Source organism: Saccharothrix longispora, from assembly GCF_030852425.1.
GTDB lineage: Bacteria > Actinomycetota > Actinomycetes > Mycobacteriales > Pseudonocardiaceae > Actinosynnema > Actinosynnema longispora.
The window spans coordinates 135,448-153,631 of the sequence record NZ_NSDM01000001.1 but is presented as its reverse complement, the minus strand read 5'-3'; the positions used below and the strand labels follow the sequence as shown (position 1 = coordinate 153,631).

The following is an 18,184-nucleotide window of genomic DNA, read 5'->3' as shown; positions in this document are numbered from 1 at the left end:
GTCGGGTCCCGCGACGGCACGGAATGGTGTGCCGCACGCGTTCGCCGGTCTCCGCGACCGGCATCCCACGGCGTCAAATAGCGGGCGTCGGGGTAGTAGAAGAGGAAGAACCCAGTGCTGATTTCCCAGCGCCCCTCGCTCAGCGAGGAAGCGGTCAACGAGACCCGCTCCCGGTTCGTCATCGAGCCGCTGGAGCCGGGCTTCGGCTACACCCTCGGCAACTCCATCCGCCGCACCCTGCTGTCGTCCATCCCCGGCGCGGCCGTGACCAGCATCCGCATCGACGGCGTGCTGCACGAGTTCACGACCGTCCCCGGTGTGAAGGAAGACGTCACCGACATCATCCTCAACCTCAAGGAGCTGGTCGTCAGCTCCGAGGAGGACGAGCCGGTGACCATGTACCTGCGCAAGCAGGGGCCGGGTGCGGTGACCGCCGGCGACATCGTGCCCCCGGCCGGTGTCACCGTGCACAACCCCGACCTGCACATCGCCACCCTGAACGGCAAGGGCAAGCTGGAGATCGAGCTCGTGGTCGAGCGCGGTCGCGGCTACGTCCCCGCCGTGCAGAACAAGCAGGCCGGTGCCGAGATCGGCCGCATCCCCGTCGACTCGATCTACTCGCCCGTCATGAAGGTGACCTACAAGGTCGAGGCCACCCGTGTCGAGCAGCGGACCGACTTCGACAAGCTGATCCTCGACGTGGAGACCAAGCCCTCCATCACGCCGCGCGACGCCGTCGCGTCCGCGGGCAAGACGCTGGTGGAGCTGTTCGGCCTCGCGCGCGAGCTGAACATCGACGCCGAGGGCATCGAGATCGGACCGTCGCCCGCCGAGGCCGACACCATCGCGGCGTTCGCGATGCCGATCGAGGACCTGGACCTCACCGTCCGGTCGTACAACTGCCTCAAGCGCGAGGGCATCCACACGGTGGGCGAGCTGGTCTCGCGCAGCGAGGCGGACCTGCTGGACATCCGCAACTTCGGCGCCAAGTCGATCGACGAGGTCAAGATGAAGCTCGTCGGCCTCGGCCTCGCGCTGAAGGACAGCCCCCCTGGGTTCGACCCGTCGGCCGCCGCGTCCGACTACCCCGCCGAGGGCTGGGGCGCGGACACGACCGTGGACTCCCACGACGACGGCCAGGACTACGCGGAGACCGAGCAGCTCTGAAGGCCGCTAGCGGCCGGCCCGGAGCAGAGGATCAGGAAGAAATCCGAGGAGCAATTCGATGCCCACCCCCACCAAGGGACCGCGTCTCGGGGGCTCGCCGGCCCACGAGCGGCTGATGCTGGCCAACCTGGCCACGTCCCTGTTCACGCACGGTCGGATCACGACGACCGAGGCCAAGGCGAAGCGGCTGCGCCCGTACGCCGAGAAGCTGATCAGCAAGGCGAAGGTCGGCGACCTGCACAACCGTCGCGAGATCCTCAAGGTCATCCGTGACAAGGACATCGTGCACAAGCTGTTCGCCGAGATCGGCCCGCAGTTCGCCGAGCGTGCCGGCGGTTACACCCGCATCACCAAGACGCTGCCGCGCAAGGGCGACAACGCCCCCATGGCCGTGATCGAGCTGGTCGCGGAGCAGACCGTCACCTCCGAGGCGGAGCGCGCCCGCAAGACGAAGTTCGCCAAGGACCAGGCCCCCAAGGCGGCTCCGGCCGCCGAGGAGACCAAGGCCGACGAGGTGGAGGACCAGGACGCCGAGGCGCCCGAGTCCGCCACCAAGGACGCGACCGAGGAGCCCGCCGAGGGCGCCGACGACGAGTCCGCCGAGCCGCAGGCGAAGAAGGACGAGTCCTGACGGACGAGCACTTCACCGACGAGCCCGTCGCCCCCACCGGGGGTGACGGGCTCGTTCGCGTGCGCCTGGACCTGGCGTACGACGGCACGGACTTCTCCGGGTGGGCGCGGCAACCCGGTCGGCGCACGGTGTGCGGGGTGCTGGAGGACACGACGTCCACGGTGCTGCGGCACGACGTCTCGCTGACCGTGGCGGGGAGGACGGACGCCGGCGTGCACGCGGCGGGCCAGGTGGCGCACGCCGACCTGCCGTCGTCGGTGGACGTCGCCGCCCTGCCCAAGCGCCTGGCCCGGGCCCTGCCGCCGGACGTGCGGGTGTTCTCGGCGCGGGTGGTGCCCGCCGCTTTCGACGCCCGGTTCGCGGCGCTGAGGCGGCACTACGAGTACCGGGTGACCGACGCCCCGTCCGGCGCGCACCCGCTGCGGAGGCTGGACACCCTGTCCTGGCCCCGCCCGCTGGACCTGGGCGCGCTGAACGAGGCGTCGGCGCTGCTGCTGGGGGAGCGGGACTTCTGCGCCTTCTGCCGGCGTCGCGAGGGTGCGACGACCATCCGCGAGCTCCAGCGGCTCGTGTGGGAGCGCGAGGGGGACGTGCTGACGGCGTTCGTGTCGGCGGACGCGTTCTGCCACTCGATGGTGCGCAGCCTGGTGGGCGCGCTGCTGGCCGTGGGGGAGGGGCGGAAGCCGGTGGGCTGGCCCGCGTCGCTGCTGTCGCTGACCGCCAGGTCGAGCGCGGTCACCGTGGCCCCACCGCACGGCTTGTCGCTCGTCCGGGTGGACTACCCGGCGGACGACGAACTGGCCGCGCGCGCGGCCGTGACGCGCAACGTGCGGGTGGCGACGGCCTAGAAGGCGATCAGCCGCGCCAGGTCCACCTCGACGGTGACGGGTGAGGCGGTGATCGTCACCGGTTCGCCGGTCGTGACGACGTTCTCCGGCACGTAGACGCCTTGGTCGAGGCGGTGGGCGATCAACCCGTGCCTCGGGTCGAGGGTCCACACGAACGGGACCCCCGCCTCGGCGTAGGCCCACATCTTCGCTCCGCGTCCGGCCTGCCTGTTCGCGGGCGACCACACCTCCACCGCGAGTGCCAGTGCCTCCGCGGGAAGGCTGACACCGGCTGGTCTCCGGTCGAGCACCACGACGTCCGGTGTCGGCGCGGTGCGCAGCTCCGAGGAGATCTTCACGTCCACCGCGGGGACGACGTACAGGTCCGTTCGGCCGGCATCCTCCACGGCGTCCTCGATGAGGCGGGCGAGTCGGTGAGCGGCGAGCTGGTGCTCGCCGGAGGGCGCGGGAGACACGTGGAGGCACCCAGGATCAGCTCGGTGCGAGCGCCGTCCTCCGCAGGGGGCAGGGCCGGCCACTCGTCGACGGTGTGCGGGCCGACCGGGTGCCGCAGAGCGGCGGACATCTCCACCTCCAGGATCGACATGAGTATGACCGTGCCACCGCCCCGGTGGGGCTTGCGAGTCCCTGGCCAGGTGAAACGGGGGCGGCCCCGGACCGGTGGTACCGGTTCGGGGCCGCTTGGCCGCTACTGCGCCGCTGGTCTCAGAGGTCGAGGGTCCAGCTGTCGATGTACCCGGTGTCCTGGCTGTACGCGTCGCGCACGCGCAGGTTCCACGTGCCGTTGGCGTTCTCCGCCGACAGGTTCACCGCGTAGGTGGCGTCGACGTTGTCCGCGCTGTCCGTGCCCGACTGCACCTTGAGCTGCTTGACCGAGCCGCTCGGCGTGACCAGGTCGATCACCACGTCGCCGCGGTACGAGTGCTTGACGTGCACCTCGACCCGGGAGGTGGCGGACGCCTTGCCGGCGCAGCCGGCCACGACGATCGGGCTGGACGCGGTGCCCAGGTCCGGGACGGCGACGTCGGCGTCGTTGGTCTTCGCCTCGCAGCCGCCGGGCGGCTGGACGACGTCGCCGACGACGCGCAGCAGCTTGTTCGGCGAACCGGTGCGCGGGTCGGTGACGACGCCGTTGGTGGCGCCGTTCACCAGCGCGTCGCGGACCTGCTGCGGGGTCGCGGTGGGGTTGGCGGCCAGGTAGACGGCGGCCGCGCCGACGACGTGCGGGGTCGCCATGGACGTGCCCGAGATGGTGTTGGTGGCCGTGTCGTTGGTGTGCCAGGCCGAGGTGATCGACGTGCCCGGCGCGAAGATGTCCAGGCAGGTGCCGACGTTCGAGAACGACGACCGGGCGTCGGTGCTCGTCGTGGAGCCGACCGTGATCGCCTCCGCGGTGCGCGCCGGGGTGAAGTTGCACGCGTCCGCGCCGTTGCTGTTGCCCGCGGCGACGCCGTAGGTCACGCCCGAGGCGATGGAGTTGCGCACGGCCTGGTCGACCGTGGCGTCCGCGCCGCCGCCGAGGGACATGTTGGCCACGGCCGGCTTCACCGCGTTCGCGGTGACCCAGTCGATGCCGGCGATGACGCCCGCGTAGGTGCCGGAGCCGGCGCAGTTGAGCACCCGGACGCCGACCAGCTTGGCCTTCTTGGCCACGCCGTGGGCCGTGCCCGCGACGGTGCCCGCGACGTGCGTGCCGTGGCCGTTGCAGTCGCTGGAGTCGTCGTCGTTGTCGACGGTGTCGCGGCCGCTGGTGGCGCGGCCGGCGAAGTCGCCGTGGGAGGAGCGGATGCCCGTGTCGATGATGTAGGCGGTGACGCCCTCGCCCTCGTTCGGGTACGTGTAGGAGTTGTCCAGCGGCAGCGCGGCCTGGTCGACCCGGTCCAGGCCCCACGACGGGGTCGGCGCCTGCGTGCCCGCGATGGTGACCACCGCGTCCTGCTGGACGTAGGACACCGACGGGTCGGCGGCCAGCGCGCGCGCCTGCGCCTCGGTCATCGTCGCCGAGAAGCCGCGCAGCGCCGACGTGTACGTGTGCTTCACGTCGGCCCGGTACTTGGCGCCGAGCGCGCTCGCGCTGCTCGTGCCCACGTCCTTGAGCACGACGATGTAGCTGTCCTTGACCGCGTTCGGCGCGCCGAGGCCGCGGATGTCGCCCTCGGCGGCGGCGGTGAAGGTGGTCAGCGCGGCGGTGACCGCGAACACCGTGCCCGTGGCCAGCCCGACACCGGCCGGCCGTCTCGTCCAGGACGTGCGAACGTCTCCCATGGGCGGGGTCTCCTCTTCACAGGGTGTGTGTTCGGACGGTGTCGCCCCCGATACCGTCCGAACACGGTGAAGTCGTTCCTAGTTCTCCCGCGGGTGGGCGCGCAAGGAATTGCGCGGAACAGCCGACAAATGGCTCCTCCACAGTTTTATTCGCGCTGTGAACGAATTGCTGCGGAGAGTGACTGGACGAGAGTGCGAAAATATGCCCCCCGGACCGGTGGTCCGAGGGGCGCGGCGGTGTCCGGGGCGGGTCAGTCGCCGCGGCGGACGGCACCCAGGATCTGCTGCTCACCGGGGGTGGTGACCAGCCGCAGGGGGCGCCACAGGTTCGTGCCGAGGGCGATGACCTGGTCGTCCTTGAGCGTGGTCAGCTGGTGCGCCATCTGGGGCGGCAACCGCCAGATCTGCGACGCCAACTGCGCCTGGCCGACCGGCAACCGCTGGAGCAGCACCAGGTCCGCGGAATTCGCGGTGTTCGCCGCCTGCGGGTGCAAATAGGGCAGAACGTACATCGTCGTCTGCCACGGGGACCGCGGCGGGAACAGCTCCTGCGGCACGTGGCCGCCGTCGTGCACGACCAGCAGCGGGCTGTCCTCCGACGGCCGCGGCAGCTCCACCGGGCTGAGCCGGCGCAGCTGCACCAGCGGCGAGGGGCGGCCGTCCGCGCCCGCGCCCGCCGCCCGCACCACCGGCTGCCAGGCCGCCGGGCGGCCCGTCGCGATGGTGATCCAGGCGCCCGTCGCCATGGCGCGCAACGCGATCTGGCGGGCCAGGTAGAGCCCGCCCACGACGACCATGCGGGTCGGCGCGGACCGCAGCACGGAGATCGTCAGCGGCTCGCCCTGCAACCCGGAGCCGAGCACCATGCCGCCGCGGTCGCCCGACGGGCTCACCACGTCCAGCAGCTGCGGCGACACCAGGAACTCCGGCGCGACGCCCCGGCCGTGCGAGTCCAACAGGCGCGCGTTCGTCACGCCACACCTCCCAGCGGCAGCGTCGCCGCCAGGCCGGAGACCTGGAGGCCGTTCAACGGGGTCAGCGTGATGTCGAGCTTGTCCGCCAGCGCCTTGAGCTTGTCGTCCGCGCGGTCCAGCTCGGACGGCGTCCGAGCGCTCACCCGCACCAGGCCGCGCAGGCCGACCTGACCCTGTTCGCTGCTCGGCGAGATCGTCATCGACAGCGTGGACGACAGCGCCCGCACGCCGGTCAGCGCGTTGAGGTTGTTGCGCATGCCCTTCGACGGCCAGCCGGTGATGGCGTAGCTCGCGTGGCCCACGCCGCCCGCCGTCACGCCCTTCCACTTCTCGCGCAGCGCCACGGGGTTGTTCGAGCCCGCCACCGCCGTCAGCTCGGCCGCGGAGATGCCCGCCCGGATCAGCTCGTCGGAGTCGAGGGGGCGGATCGACACGCCCGCGGACTCCAACGCGTTGCGCACCCGGGACAGCGCGCCGATCAGCGCGCGGTGGGCGCCCACGACGCCGCCGCCGCGCTCCTTGATGGCCGCCGCGCACCGCCGCGGGTCGAGCCGCACGGCGATCCACGTGGTGCGCCGGGCCGCCGCGGGCAGCGGACCGAGCACCTCCAGGTACGAGTTGAGCGCGGGCGAGTTCGCGGGCAGCGCGGCGCTTCCGGGGTAGCAGTGCCAGATCACCGAGATCGAGTCCAGCACCACGCCGCGGTCCTCCAGCGTGGGCGCCAGCGCGCCCAGCGGCAGCGACGGCGCGCTGCCCACCGCGGTGATCAGGCCCGGCGCCGGGTCGACCAGCAGCACGGCGGTCCACGCGCCCTGGTGCCACGCCATGCCCAGCGGGCGCCGCTCGTGGTCCACGCCCTTGGCGATCACCAGGTCCGGCACCGCGAGGCGCAGCAGCGCCACCCTCGGGTCCTCCGGGCCGATGACCGAGTTCTCCTCCTCCGACGGCGGCTTCATCTCCACCGGGCCGCTGCGCTTGGCGGCGCGGGTGTGCGAGCGGAAGTTGTAGCGCACCACGAGGTTGATCCACTGCGTCAGCCAGCGGCCCCGGGAGCGGGCGAACGCGAGGACGAGGGCGACGAGCACCACGCCGGCCGCGATGTACATCGGGACGGGTTCGACGCCGTCACCGGTGGCGCCGACGGCCAGCAGGACCAGGCCGATCGCGACACCGACCTCCAGCACGACCAGGTTGGCGACCGGCAGTGCGCCCAGGCTCGAACCGGCGGTGCGGCGACGGGCCTTCAGCAGGGCGGCGCGCACGGCGTTGCCGGCGGCCTGCGGACGTGCCCCCGCGGGGGTGGGCGGGCCGCCCGGGCGGGGAGCCGCGCCCACGGGTGGTGTGCCCGGAGGCGGAGTAGTGACCGACATCCGATCTGGTTCTCTTTCCGTCGGCGTGCGCCGGGTGGACCGACCGGGTTCACCAACCCGCACACGGACCACCCGCCGTCCGGCTATCGTGCAGACCGTACCGCGACTGGGAGAGCAGCGAGCCGAGAATGGCATCAACACCCACCACCAAGTCACAGGTCCAGGCCTACCGCTTCGTGCTGCGCAGGATGCAGTCCGCCCTGGTGCGCAGGGACGCGGTGATGCTGCACGACCCGATGCGCACGCACTCGCGCGCGACCGCGGTGGGGGTCCTCCTCGGCGTCATCGGCCTGATCGGCTTCCTGATCTTCGGCTTCTTCTCGCCGGACCCGCAGGTGACCGACGACACGCAGATCGCCATCTCCAAGGAGACCGGCCAGGTCTACGTGGTGCGCGGCGGCTCGCCCCGCACGCTGATCCCGATGACCAACCTCGCCTCCGCGCGGCTGCTGCTGCTCCAGCAGCAGAACCCGGACAGCGGCACCGAGGCCCAGGCCGGCGGTGACGCCGCGGCCGGCGCGGTCAACCAGGCCCCCCAGGTCGCGGGCGGCGAGCCCAAGCTGGTCACCGAGAAGGCCCTGTCCAAGCTGGCCAAGGGCCGGCTGACGGGCATCCCGGACGGTCCCGACGTGCTGCCCGCCCCGGCCGACCGGATCGGCTCGGACTGGTCGGTGTGCGACACGCTGACGCTGGACGAGTCCCTGAACGACCCCACGGCGAACAACAAGTTCACCACCACCGTGCTCGCGGGCTACAGCGGTGGCGGCGAGCTGCTCGACGGCAACCGGGCGCTGCTGGTGCGCGCGGCCACCGACGACAAGCAGGCGTACCTGATCTACAAGGCGCCGGTGAACTCGAAGGTGACCTCGACCTCCACCGTGCGGGCCAAGGTCGACCTGGCCGACGCCAAGGTCCTCACCGCGCTCAACCTGAACCAGAAGAAGCCGCGCATCATCAGCTCCGGCCTGCTCAACGCCATCCCCGAGGCCAAGCCGCTGGTGGCGCCCGAGATCGACGGCCGCGGCCAGGCCGTGACCTACGTCCAGGGCGAGAACCTCAAGGTCGGCGACGTGATCGAGGTCGCGCGCACCGGCGCGGACCCGGTCTTCTACGTCACGCTCCGGGACGGCCTCCAGGAGATCAGCAGGGCGGCCGGCGACCTCATCCGCTCCGCCTACGCGCAGGGCGCCGACCCGAAGCGCGTCGACATCGCGCGGATCAACAGCGCGAAGACGACCAAGCAGCTCGACTTCGACGACTACCCGACCGAGGTGCCGGACACGCTGGAGGCGAACCAGAACAACCGCGTCGTGTGCCTCGGCTGGCAGGCCCAGAACGTGGGCTCGGACAACAAGTCGCAGCACACCAAGGTGACCATCGCGCCGTCGCTGCCGGTCCCGTCGGGCGTCGTGCCGGTGACCATCAACCAGGTCGGCGCCACCGGCGAGGTCGTGAGCCAGTTCGTGATGGCGCCCGGCAAGGCCGCCGTGGTGCGCAGCGCGACGTCCACCCAGGACTTCACGAGCGGCCCGATCCACCTGATCACCGGCCGCGGCGTGAAGTACGGCGTGCCGGACGTGACCACGGCTGCCGCGCTCGGCCTCGGCGCGGACGGCTTCACGCCCGGACCCGAGTCGATCCTGCGGCTGCTGCCCAACGGGCCGCAGCTCAACCGCAACGACGCCGCGCGCAGCTGGGACTCCATCCCGGTGCCCAAGAACAACGGGCTGCTCCCGGAGGAGCAGGCGAAGAAGCAGGGCGGCTGACCCCTCCGGCGGAACCGGCGCGGGCCGGCCGCCGTCACAGGGCTCAGGAGGTGCGGTGGTGCACGAGGTCCCACGCGGCGCGGTGGCGTCGACGAGCGCCGGTCGGGTGTCGGTCGACCCGCGCTGGCTGGAGCTGTACGCGGAGCGCGTCGACGAGGCGGCCGGCGAGCTGGCGCGGGCCCGCGCGGAGCTGCGCGACGCGCCGGTGCGACCGCGGAGCTTCGGCGAGCTGGGCCGGACCCTGCGCAGCGCCGAGTCCTACGGCCGCGCGGCCGGGCTGCTCCAGCGGCAGCTGGACCGGGCGTGCGAGGTGCTCACCGCCGCCGCCGCGGGCCTGCACGAGGTGGCCGAGCACTACGGCGCCCAGGACGAGGACGCCGTCGCGCTGATCAAGGGCGCCGAGCGGCACGGGGCGGGTGGCTGATGCGCGGCGGGGACGGCGGGCGGATCGCCGCCGAGGTGGGCGCGGAACTCGACTACCTCTCCGGGATCAGCCGCAGGCTCGGCGTGCGCGACCTGGTCGCCGACTACTTCGCGCCCGTCCTGGGCGACTGGGACGACCTGCACGACGAGGCCGGGCGCTGGCGCAGGGCGGGGCTCGTCGCCGAGCACGTGACGCGCGACCTGACCGGCCCGCTGGGCAAGCTCGACTCGGCGTGGCAGGGGCGGGACGCCGACGCGTTCGTCGACCACATGCGCCAGGTCGGCCTGGCCGGGCACGACATGTCCGACGCCATGCACGCCATGGGCGAGGCGCTGGACGGGACCGCCGAGGGCGTCCGGGGCATCGTCGAGGACATGTCGCGGGTGTTCGCCGAGGCGGCCGAGGCGGTGTCCGGCGCGGCGGCGCTGCCGCTGGACGGCGACCGGCGCGTCGTGGAGGTCCTGGACGACCTGCACGACCCCGTCAAGGAGTTGCACGAGTCGGTGCGCGACGTGCTGGAGGCGTTCCTGCGGCTGTGCGACGGGGTGTCCGGCTCGGACGACTTCGCCGACGTGGCGATGGAGCACCGCTACCCCGAGCGGGACTGGACGTGGGCCGCGCCCGCGACCCCGCAGACCGCGACCCCGCAGACCGCGACCCCGCCGGGGCTGCCCCCGGCCGCCCCGGAGCCCGCCGCGGCCTCCGGTGGTGGCGGGTCCCCGACCGGTGGTGGCGGCGGGGGTGTGCCGGGCGGTGGCGTCCCCGGCGGCGGCGGTGGCGTTCCCGGCGGGGGCGCCCCGGAGCAGATGTCGCCGGGCGGCTCCACCGCGGTCTCCGAGCCGGGGCCCGCGGAACCGGCGGCGGCCAGGCCCGCCGCCGCGGCGGCCCCGGGCGGCCCGGCGGGCCCCGGTGGCGGGACCGGCGCCGGGGTGGTGGGCGGCGGCATGATGGGCGCCATGGGCGGTGCGGGCGGCCAGCAGGGCGGCGACAAGGAGCACCGGGCGAAGGTGCGGCTCGCCGGGTCCACCGAGCAGTTGTTCGGCAAGCCCAAGAAGTCCGCGCCGTCGGTGCTCGGCGAGGACTGACCGCCCCGGACGCGGGAAGGGCCGCCCCCGGCGTCCGGGAGGCGGCCCTTCGCGGTGGTCCGGTCTCGTGACCCGGCGGGTCAGAGCGCCGAGCGCCTCACCGGGACGGCGGCACGCCGGGCGCGGTTGCGGTTGACCGTGTGCACGATGAACAGCGTCAGCAGCAGCAGGCCCACGCCCGTGCCGGTCCCGGCCAGCGCCACGATCATCGGCGTGCTGTCCGGCGGGTTGAGCGGGTCGAGGGTCGTCATCAGCTGGGTCGGCGCGGCCGACATGGCGGAGCCGGACTCGCCGGGCAGCTCGGCGGTCAGCGCGGCGACCGGGTTGATCATGCCGTAGCCGACCTTGTGGTCGCGCCCGCTCGGGTTGCCGGGGTGCTGGGCGGTGGCCTTGATCCGCTCCATCACCTGGCGCGCCTTCAGGTCCGGGAACCGCTCGCGCACCAGGGCCGCCACGCCCGCCACGTACGGCGAGGCGAAGCTGGTGCCCTGGATGCGGGACAGCTGGCCGCTCTGCGGGTTGGTCTTCGCGTCGGTCAGGCCCTTGCCCGCCGGGTCGAGGGTCACGATGTCCTCGCCGGGCGCGGCCACGCTGATCCACGGGCCCCACACCGAGAACGACGACACCGCGCCGTTCTCGCTCATCGAGGCCACCGCCAGCACGTCGTCCGCGTACCACGGCGGCGAGGCGACCACGTTGACGTTCTGGGGGTTCTGGTTGTCGTTCTGCCCCTGGCAGCCGCTGTCCTGGGCGATGTTGCCCGCCGCGGTGACGATGACGGCGTCCTTCTCGTCCACCGCCCACCTGATCGCGGCCTGCAACTCGCGCTCGCCGGTGCTCGGCTCGCTCGGCGGGGCGCACGCGGTCAGCGAGATGTTGATGACCTTCGCGCCGTCCGACGCGGCCACCACGATGGCCTTGGCCAGCGTGTCGACCTTGCCGGCGGACGCCCGGCTGTCGACCTTGGCCGGGTCCTCGAACTTGTAGTGGTCGCTGGTCTGCCGGATCGCCATCACCTTGGCGTCCGGCGCCGCGCCGACGAACCCGGTGGCGTCGTCCCGGCTGGCCGCCGCGACGCCCGCGACCTCGGTGCCGTGGCCGTCGCAGTCGAAGACGCCCCGCCGCTCGGTCTCGACGTAGTCGCCGCCGGGGACGACCCGGCCCGCCAGGCGCGGGTGGTCCGCGTTGACGCCCGTGTCGATGATCGCCAGCATCACGCCCTTGCCGGTGGCGAAGCGGTGCGCCTCCTCCAGGCGCAGCTGCATCTGCCCCCACGGCTTGTTGGGGATGGCGCGGTCGCCCGTGCCGGACGTGATGCACTGCGTCGACTGCTTGTAGTCGACGTCTTCCTGGGGGTTGGCGCGCGGGCGCAGGTACTTGGCCAGGTCGACCGGCGGCGGCTGGGAGTTCGGCCGGGTCGGCGGGGCCGTCGAGGCGGGTTGCGCGTGCACGCCGGGCGCGGTGGCCAGCGTGACGGCCACCGCGGTCAGCGCGGCGAGCTTGCGGATGCGCATCGGTTCCTCACGCGGGGATGAGCTGGCGCATGGCCACGTACAGGTCCATCACCGCCAGGGCGAGCGGGAGCACCGCCGCGATGAGGATGGCCTCCAGCACGTCGACCGTGCGGCGCAGCACCGGGGAGAACTTCTGGTGGGGGAAGATCACGCCGAGCACCAGCGCCAGCGCGCCGACCACCACGAGGGTGCCGAACACGTACAGCAGCCGGTCGCCGGGCGTGGAGCCGAGGAGCCAGCCGACCAGCACGCCCGCGCCCGCCACCATGCCGCTGGCCAGCAGCGCCACGGCCTGCGCGCCGTTGGCGTAGGAGCGGCCGCGCAGCAGCAGGACGAGGGTCACCACGATCGCCAGCAGCGGGCCCCAGACGGTGCCGTCGGAGGCGGCGATGACGCCGAACACCGCGGCGACGCCGCCGCAGCCGATGATCATGCCGGTCAGGTACTCGTGGGCGTTGGCCGTGCGGCGCTCGATGACGGAGTACTCCGGGAAGCCGGTGTCCTCCTTGAGGTCCTCGGCGCTGCCCGGCACGGTCGGCAGCGGCAGCTTGGCCAGCTGGATCGTCAGCCGGGGCAGCGTGGACAGCGCCGCGAGCGAGACGGCCGCGGTGGCCGCCGCGATGCCCTGGAGCGGGTGGTCGACGAAGATGCCGACGAGGAACGCCAGGCCGCTCAGCGCGCCCGCCGTCGCGGCCGCGATGAACACCGTGATGCCGCGGCCGATGAGCAGGATCGCCACCGACGCGAAGATCAGCACCAGCGCGCTGGCCAGCAGCAGGTTCGGCCGGCCGATGGGGCCCGGGACGGTGTAGAGGCCCGCCACGTACGCCATGGGCAGGCCGCCCGCGGCGGCGATGAGCACACCCGTGCCGGTCGCGTTGTAGGAGCGCGAGACGACCGCGCCCGCGGCCAGCGCGACGATCGCCACGACGCCCGCGCTGATCGCCGGGCCGAGGCTGCCGCCGCCGGCCGGCGGACCGGACAGCAGGACCGCGACGGCGGCCGTGATCAGGGACAGCGCGCCCGCGATGTGGCCGTAGCGGCGCGCGGTGTCCTTCGTCCACGGCCGGAAGCTGTCCGGGTCGGACTCGGCGATCGCGTCCACCACGTCGTCGTACAGCGGCGGCGGAGGGTTCTCGTTGCGCTTGCGCAGTTGCAGCAGCTCGCCGTCGACCACGCCGAGCGAGGCCAGCGTGCGGCTCGGGTCGAGCGGGCTGTCGCCCAGCTTGGCCAGGGCCCAGCCGCCGTGCCGCACGCCGCCGTCCGGAGTGGCCTCCTTGGCCATGTCCAGCAGCATCGGCAGCAGGTCGGCCACCGCGACGTCGGCGGGCAGCGCGACGTCGATACGCGTTCGCGGCGCAACCACCGTCACCCGGCTGAACACCGTCGTACCGGTCGCCACCAGCGCCCCCTAAGTCCTGATGAGTGTGTGCCGTGGGTCTCGCCCGACCCTATTCGGCCGGTCGGCGGTCCCGTCGGCCGCCCCGGCGGGAGCGGGCCCGGCGGGAGCGGACCCAGTATGGCCTCACCGAATGACCCGGAAGTGCCGATCCGCACAACACGTGCGCAACACCTCCGGCCGGCGGATTTCCCGGACCCACCGCCACGGGTCGTTTCGATGCGCAATAGTGTCGGTTGCTACTGGTCGGCGCGCGCACCCGCACGCGTGCCGAGAGGTGTTTTCGATCGAGTTTGAAGAGGTGCCTCTCAGGTGAGCACGCTGCAGTTCAAGCGCACGGCACGCCTCGCTGCTCCCCGCCCGCCCGGCGGTGAGGTCCACCTCGAACCACCACCCGAGGTGCCGCGCGTCATCCCCGGCAACATCATGATGAAGGCGATGCCCGTCGTCATGATCGTGTCGTCCGTCGGCATGATGGTGCTGATGTTCAGCTACAGCGGGCGGAGCCCCGCTGCGATGATCATGCCCGGCATGATGCTGGTCTCGACCATCGGCATGATGGCCGGCGGCATGGGCGGGGGCAAGGGCCAGAAGAAGGCCGAGATGAACGAGGACCGCAAGGACTACCTGCGCTACCTCGGCCAGATGCGCGACCGCGCCCGCGAAGCCGCCAACGAGCAGCGCGCCGAGCGCGAGTGGGTCCACCCCGACCCCCAGATGCTGTGGTCCCTGGCCACGACCCGGCGCATGTGGGAGCGCCGGCAGAACGACCCGGACTTCTGCCACCTGCGCGCGGGCCGCGGCTCGCAGCGCCTGGCCACCCGCCTGGTGCCGCCGCAGACCGGCCCGGTCGAGGAGCTGGAGCCCATCGCGACGCTGGCGCTGCGCCGCTTCGTGCGCGCCCACTCGCTGGTGCCCGACCTGCCGATCTCGATCGCGCTGCGCGGCTTCGCCGCCGTCGGCCTGCTCGGCGGGATCGAGGAGAAGCGCGGCCTGGCCCGCGCCCTGCTCGCGCAGATGGCCACCTTCCACTCGCCGGACGACCTGCTGATCGCCGTCGTCACCACCGGTCGCACCAAGGCCGAGTGGGAGTGGATGAAGTGGCTGCCGCACGTGCAGCACCCGAACATCGTCGACGGCATCGGCCAGATGCGGATGATGGCGGGCTCCCTCTCCGAGGTCGAGCAGATGCTCGACGAGCAGCTGCGCGACCGCCAGCGGTTCACCCGCAACGCGCCGCCGCCCGCCGACCAGCCGCACGTCGTCATCGTGATCGACGACGGCGACGTCACCCGGGAAGAGCAGATCATCCTGGAGGAGGGCCTGGTCGGCGTCACGCTGCTCGACCTGTCCGAGTCCCTGGGCAACCTCACCGCCCGCCGCGGCCTGCGGCTGGTCATCGAGGACGGCAAGCTCGGCGCGCGCAGCGCGAGCGGCGTCGAGTGGTTCGGCTCGCCGGACTGGCTGAGCGTGGTCGAGGCCGAGGCGCTGGCCCGGCGGCTGTCGCCGTACCGGATCGGCGGCGTGGAGGCGGGCGGCGGCGACGAGGACCCGCTGTCGATGAGCAACAACCCGCCGCTGCTGGAGTTCCTGGGCGTCCCCGGCGACCCGATGACCTTCGACGTGCAGGGCGCGTGGCGGCCGAGGCCGGTGCGCGACCGCTACCGCGTGCCGTTCGGCATCGGCGAGTACGGCCAGCAGGTCGAGCTGGACATCAAGGAAGCCGCGATGGAGGGCATGGGCCCGCACGGCCTGTGCATCGGCGCGACCGGTTCCGGCAAGTCCGAGTTCCTGCGCACGCTCGTGCTCGGCATGCTCGCCACGCACTCGTCGACGTCGCTCAACATGATCCTCGTCGACTTCAAGGGCGGTGCGACGTTCCTGGGCCTGGACAAGGCCCCGCACGTCGCCGCGACGATCACCAACCTGGCGGGCGACCTGACCCTGGTCGACCGCATGAAGGACGCCATCGCCGGCGAGGTGTCGCGCCGCCAGGAGGTCCTGGCCAAGGGCAACTACAAGAACGTCTGGGACTACGAGAAGGCCCGTGAGAACGGCGCCGACCTCGACCCGCTGCCCGCGCTGTTCATCTGCATCGACGAGTTCTCCGAGATGCTGACGGCCAAGCCGGACTTCATCGACATCTTCCTCCAGATCGGCCGCGTCGGCCGGTCCCTCCAGATGCACATGCTGCTGGCCTCGCAGCGCCTCGAAGAGGGCAAGCTGCGCGGCCTGGACACGTTCCTGTCCTACCGGATCGGCCTGAAGACGTTCTCCGCCGCCGAGTCGCGCGCCGCGATCGGCGTGCCGGACGCCTACGAGCTGCCGCCCATCCCCGGCTCGGGCTACCTGGGCGTGCAGGGTTCGCCGCTGACCCGGTTCAAGGCGCTGTACGTGTCCGGCCCGTACCGGCCCGCCGGCCTCCAGGTCGCGGGCCCGTCCGCGCCGGTGACCAGCGACAAGCGGCCGCGCTTCTTCGTGCCGGACTACATCGAGATCCCCAAGGAGCCGGTCAAGCCGCTCGAGCCGGTCAAGCAGGAGAAGAAGGAGGACTCCAACGAGCCCAGCGAGCTGGAGGTCATCGTCGAGCGCCTGGTGGGCCAGGGCCCGCCCGCGCACGAGGTGTGGCTGCCGCCGCTGAACGAGCCGCCGTCGCTGGACACCCTCCTGCCGCCGCTCCAGGCGACCGAGGACCGCGGTCTGACCGCGCCCGGGTTCTTCGCCAACGGCAAGCTCCAGCTGCCCCTCGGCGTGGTCGACAAGCCGTTCGAGCAGCGGCGCGACCTGCTGTGGGCGGACTTCTCCGGCGCGGCCGGCCACGGCGCGGTCGTCGGCGGCCCGCAGTCGGGCAAGTCGATGATGCTGCGGACCCTCATCACGTCGATGGCGTTGACGCACACCCCCGAGGAGGTGCAGTTCTACTGCCTCGACCTCGGTGGCGGCACGCTCGCCGCGATGGAGAACCTGCCGCACGTCGGTGGCTTCGCCTCCCGCCTGGACGTCGACAAGGCGCGGCGCATGGTGGCCGAGCTGTCGGGCCTGATCTCGGAGCGCGAGCAGCGGTTCCGGGCGCAGGGCATCGACTCGATGGTCGAGTTCCGCAACCGCAGGCGGCGCGGCGAGATCCGCGACGACCTGTTCGGCGACGCGTTCCTGATCGTCGACGGCTGGATGAACTTCCGGCAGGAGTTCGAGGCGCTGGAGCCGATGGTCCAGGCGCTCACCGCGCAGGGCCTGTCCTACGGCGTGCACGTGGTCGTGTCGGCGAACCGGTGGGCGGAGATCCGGCCCGCGATGAAGGACCTCCTGGGCACCCGCTTCGAGCTGCGCCTCGGCGACCCGAGCGAGTCGGACGTGGACCGCAAGGTCGCCGTCAACATCCCGGCCGGCCGGCCGGGCCGCGGCCTGTCGCCGCAGAAGCTGCACTTCCTCACCGCGCTGCCGCGCATCGACGCGTCCTCGGACGCGGAGAGCGTGTCCGCCGGCGTGCAGGACATGATGGCCAAGGTCAACGCGTCCTGGCGCGGGCGCCGCGCGCCGCAGGTCCGCCTGCTGCCCGACGTGCTGCCGTACGCCGACTTCATGAACCAGGTCCAGCAGCTCAACCCGAACCGCGGCCACCTCGTGCCGATCGGCGTCAACGAGGACGCGCTGGCGCCGGTCTACCTGGACTTCGACGCCGACCCGCACTTCATGTCGCTGGCCGACGGCGAGTCCGGCAAGACGAACCTGCTGCGCACCATCGTGCGCGGCATCATGAACAGCTACACCTCGACCGAGGCGCTGATCATGCTGGTCGACTACCGGCGCACCATGCTCGGCTACATCGAGACGGACCACCTGCTGTCCTACGCCGTGTCGTCGGCCCAGCTCACGGACATGATCAAGGACGTCCGCGGTTCGATGACCGGCCGCCTGCCCGGCCCGAACGTCACCCAGGAGCAGCTGAAGAACCGCTCGTGGTGGAAGGGCCCGGAGCTGTTCATCGTGGTCGACGACTACGACCTGGTGGCGCCGCAGGGCGGTCAGAACCCGCTCGCGCCGCTGGCCGAGTTCATCCCGCAGGCCAAGGACGTCGGGCTGCACATCGTGGTGGTCCGCCGCATGGGTGGCGCGTCCCGGGCGCTGTTCGACCCGATCCTCGGCAAGCTCAAGGAGCTCTCGGCCCCGTTCCTGGTCGGTTCCGGTTCGAAGGAGGAGGGCTCGGTCGTCGGCAACCTCAAGCCGTCGCCGCAGCCGCCGGGCCGGGGCACGCTGGTGACCCGCAAGTTCGGCCAACAGCGCATCCAGGTCTCCTGGATCGACCCGGAGTGAGTCGTCGCCGACGGTGGGGGTCCCGGCGGGGCCCCCACCCGCGCACGGCCTGAGCACGGGTACGGCCCGCGGCCCGTCCGGCGGGCGATCGCCGAACAGGTCGCGGGCCGTCCCGGTCCCCCGCGGGGGCAGCCCCCCACCAGCGCGAACGGCGACACCCCCCGTGCCCCTCACCGCCGTTCCCGCGTCCCGCGGTGGACCTGCGCACACTGTGCCGCACGGCCCTCACACTCGGCTCACACGAGGCTCGTCCGAACCCCGGACCCCCCGACGCCGGTCGGCTCCGGGAGCGGCGTGCCGCTCCCCGACGGCACACCGCGTCCCGGTACCGCTCCCCCCGGTGCGGTCCCACCGCCCGTTGTGGTGTGGTGGTGGGCACGTCCCAGTGTGCCGAGGGCTCCTCACACTCCGCTCACGGCGCCCTCAC

At 72.5% G+C, this 18,184-nt stretch carries 13 protein-coding genes; 7 read left to right on the top strand and 6 right to left on the bottom strand.

Going from position 1 to position 18,184, the window contains the following annotated elements; translation table 11 throughout:
* Positions 1-114: 114 nt before the first annotated feature.
* Genes CKY47_RS00725 through truA form a run of 3 tightly spaced genes read left to right on the top strand, consistent with a single transcriptional unit; the run spans position 115 to position 2,646 of the window.
* Entirely contained in the window at positions 115-1,167 is a 1,053-nt protein-coding gene (locus CKY47_RS00725; RefSeq protein ID WP_306743625.1) for a DNA-directed RNA polymerase subunit alpha, read from the top strand.
* Positions 1,168-1,225: 58 nt separating this feature from the next.
* Positions 1,226-1,798 (top strand): 50S ribosomal protein L17, encoded by a 573-nt coding sequence (gene rplQ / locus CKY47_RS00720; protein ID WP_306743624.1) that lies wholly within the window; start codon positions 1,226-1,228, stop codon positions 1,796-1,798.
* A 59-nt stretch (positions 1,799-1,857) separates the two neighbouring features.
* Positions 1,858-2,646 (top strand): tRNA pseudouridine(38-40) synthase TruA, encoded by a 789-nt coding sequence (truA, locus tag CKY47_RS00715; protein WP_306743623.1) that lies wholly within the window; start codon positions 1,858-1,860, stop codon positions 2,644-2,646.
* On the opposite strand, the gene CKY47_RS00710 is transcribed toward truA, so the two are convergent.
* From CKY47_RS00710 to eccE, 4 genes are all read right to left on the bottom strand, one after another.
* Entirely contained in the window at positions 2,643-3,101 is a 459-nt protein-coding gene (locus CKY47_RS00710; protein WP_306743622.1) for a Uma2 family endonuclease, read from the bottom strand. The genes truA and CKY47_RS00710 overlap by 4 nt on opposite strands.
* 250 nt (positions 3,102-3,351) lie before the next feature.
* Positions 3,352-4,911, bottom strand: a complete 1,560-nt coding sequence (locus tag CKY47_RS00705; RefSeq protein WP_306743621.1) for a S8 family peptidase — start codon at positions 4,909-4,911, stop codon at positions 3,352-3,354.
* A 251-nt stretch (positions 4,912-5,162) separates the two neighbouring features.
* Positions 5,163-5,885 carry a hypothetical protein gene (locus CKY47_RS00700; RefSeq protein WP_306743620.1) on the bottom strand — a complete coding sequence of 241 codons (723 nt, stop codon included), beginning with the start codon at positions 5,883-5,885 and terminating at the stop codon, positions 5,163-5,165.
* Positions 5,882-7,255, bottom strand: coding sequence for a type VII secretion protein EccE (gene eccE / locus CKY47_RS00695; RefSeq protein ID WP_371320593.1), 1,374 nt, complete (start codon positions 7,253-7,255; stop codon positions 5,882-5,884). The genes CKY47_RS00700 and eccE overlap by 4 nt, the downstream gene beginning before the upstream one ends.
* A 128-nt stretch (positions 7,256-7,383) precedes the next feature.
* Here eccE and eccB point away from each other — a divergent pair, with 128 nt between their 5' ends.
* The 3 genes from eccB to CKY47_RS00680 are packed head-to-tail and all read left to right on the top strand — an operon-like array spanning position 7,384 to position 10,530.
* Positions 7,384-9,021 (top strand): type VII secretion protein EccB, encoded by a 1,638-nt coding sequence (eccB, locus tag CKY47_RS00690; RefSeq protein ID WP_306743619.1) that lies wholly within the window; start codon positions 7,384-7,386, stop codon positions 9,019-9,021.
* A gap of 58 nt (positions 9,022-9,079) precedes the next feature.
* Positions 9,080-9,445 (top strand): hypothetical protein, encoded by a 366-nt coding sequence (locus tag CKY47_RS00685; protein WP_306743618.1) that lies wholly within the window; start codon positions 9,080-9,082, stop codon positions 9,443-9,445.
* Complete coding sequence (locus tag CKY47_RS00680) at positions 9,445-10,530, top strand: WXG100 family type VII secretion target (RefSeq protein ID WP_306743617.1); 1,086 nt, start codon at positions 9,445-9,447, stop codon at positions 10,528-10,530. Before CKY47_RS00685 ends, CKY47_RS00680 begins: the two co-directional genes overlap by 1 nt.
* Positions 10,531-10,610: 80 nt before the next feature.
* Here CKY47_RS00680 and mycP read toward each other — a convergent pair whose 3' ends face one another.
* Both mycP and eccD read right to left on the bottom strand, forming a co-directional pair.
* Entirely contained in the window at positions 10,611-12,044 is a 1,434-nt protein-coding gene (gene mycP, locus CKY47_RS00675) for a type VII secretion-associated serine protease mycosin (RefSeq protein ID WP_306743616.1), read from the bottom strand.
* A gap of 7 nt (positions 12,045-12,051) precedes the next feature.
* Positions 12,052-13,446 (bottom strand): type VII secretion integral membrane protein EccD, encoded by a 1,395-nt coding sequence (gene eccD, locus CKY47_RS00670; RefSeq protein WP_306743615.1) that lies wholly within the window; start codon positions 13,444-13,446, stop codon positions 12,052-12,054.
* A 309-nt stretch (positions 13,447-13,755) separates the two neighbouring features.
* Between eccD and eccCa the strand changes: the two genes are divergently transcribed.
* Positions 13,756-17,757 (top strand): type VII secretion protein EccCa, encoded by a 4,002-nt coding sequence (gene eccCa / locus CKY47_RS00665; RefSeq protein ID WP_306743614.1) that lies wholly within the window; start codon positions 13,756-13,758, stop codon positions 17,755-17,757.
* Positions 17,758-18,184: the final 427 nt, after the last annotated feature.

Excerpts from the sequence above, each read along its gene's own strand:
- rplQ (WP_306743624.1), top strand. The coding sequence starts at position 1,226 with ATGCCCACCCCCACCAAGGGACCGCGTCTCGGGGGCTCGCCGGCCCAC.
- CKY47_RS00705 (WP_306743621.1), bottom strand. The coding sequence starts at position 4,911 with ATGGGAGACGTTCGCACGTCCTGGACGAGACGGCCGGCCGGTGTCGGG.
- eccE (WP_371320593.1), bottom strand. The coding sequence starts at position 7,255 with ATGTCGGTCACTACTCCGCCTCCGGGCACACCACCCGTGGGCGCGGCT.
- eccB (WP_306743619.1), top strand. The coding sequence starts at position 7,384 with ATGGCATCAACACCCACCACCAAGTCACAGGTCCAGGCCTACCGCTTC.
- CKY47_RS00680 (WP_306743617.1), top strand. The coding sequence starts at position 9,445 with ATGCGCGGCGGGGACGGCGGGCGGATCGCCGCCGAGGTGGGCGCGGAA.
- mycP (WP_306743616.1), bottom strand. The coding sequence starts at position 12,044 with ATGCGCATCCGCAAGCTCGCCGCGCTGACCGCGGTGGCCGTCACGCTG.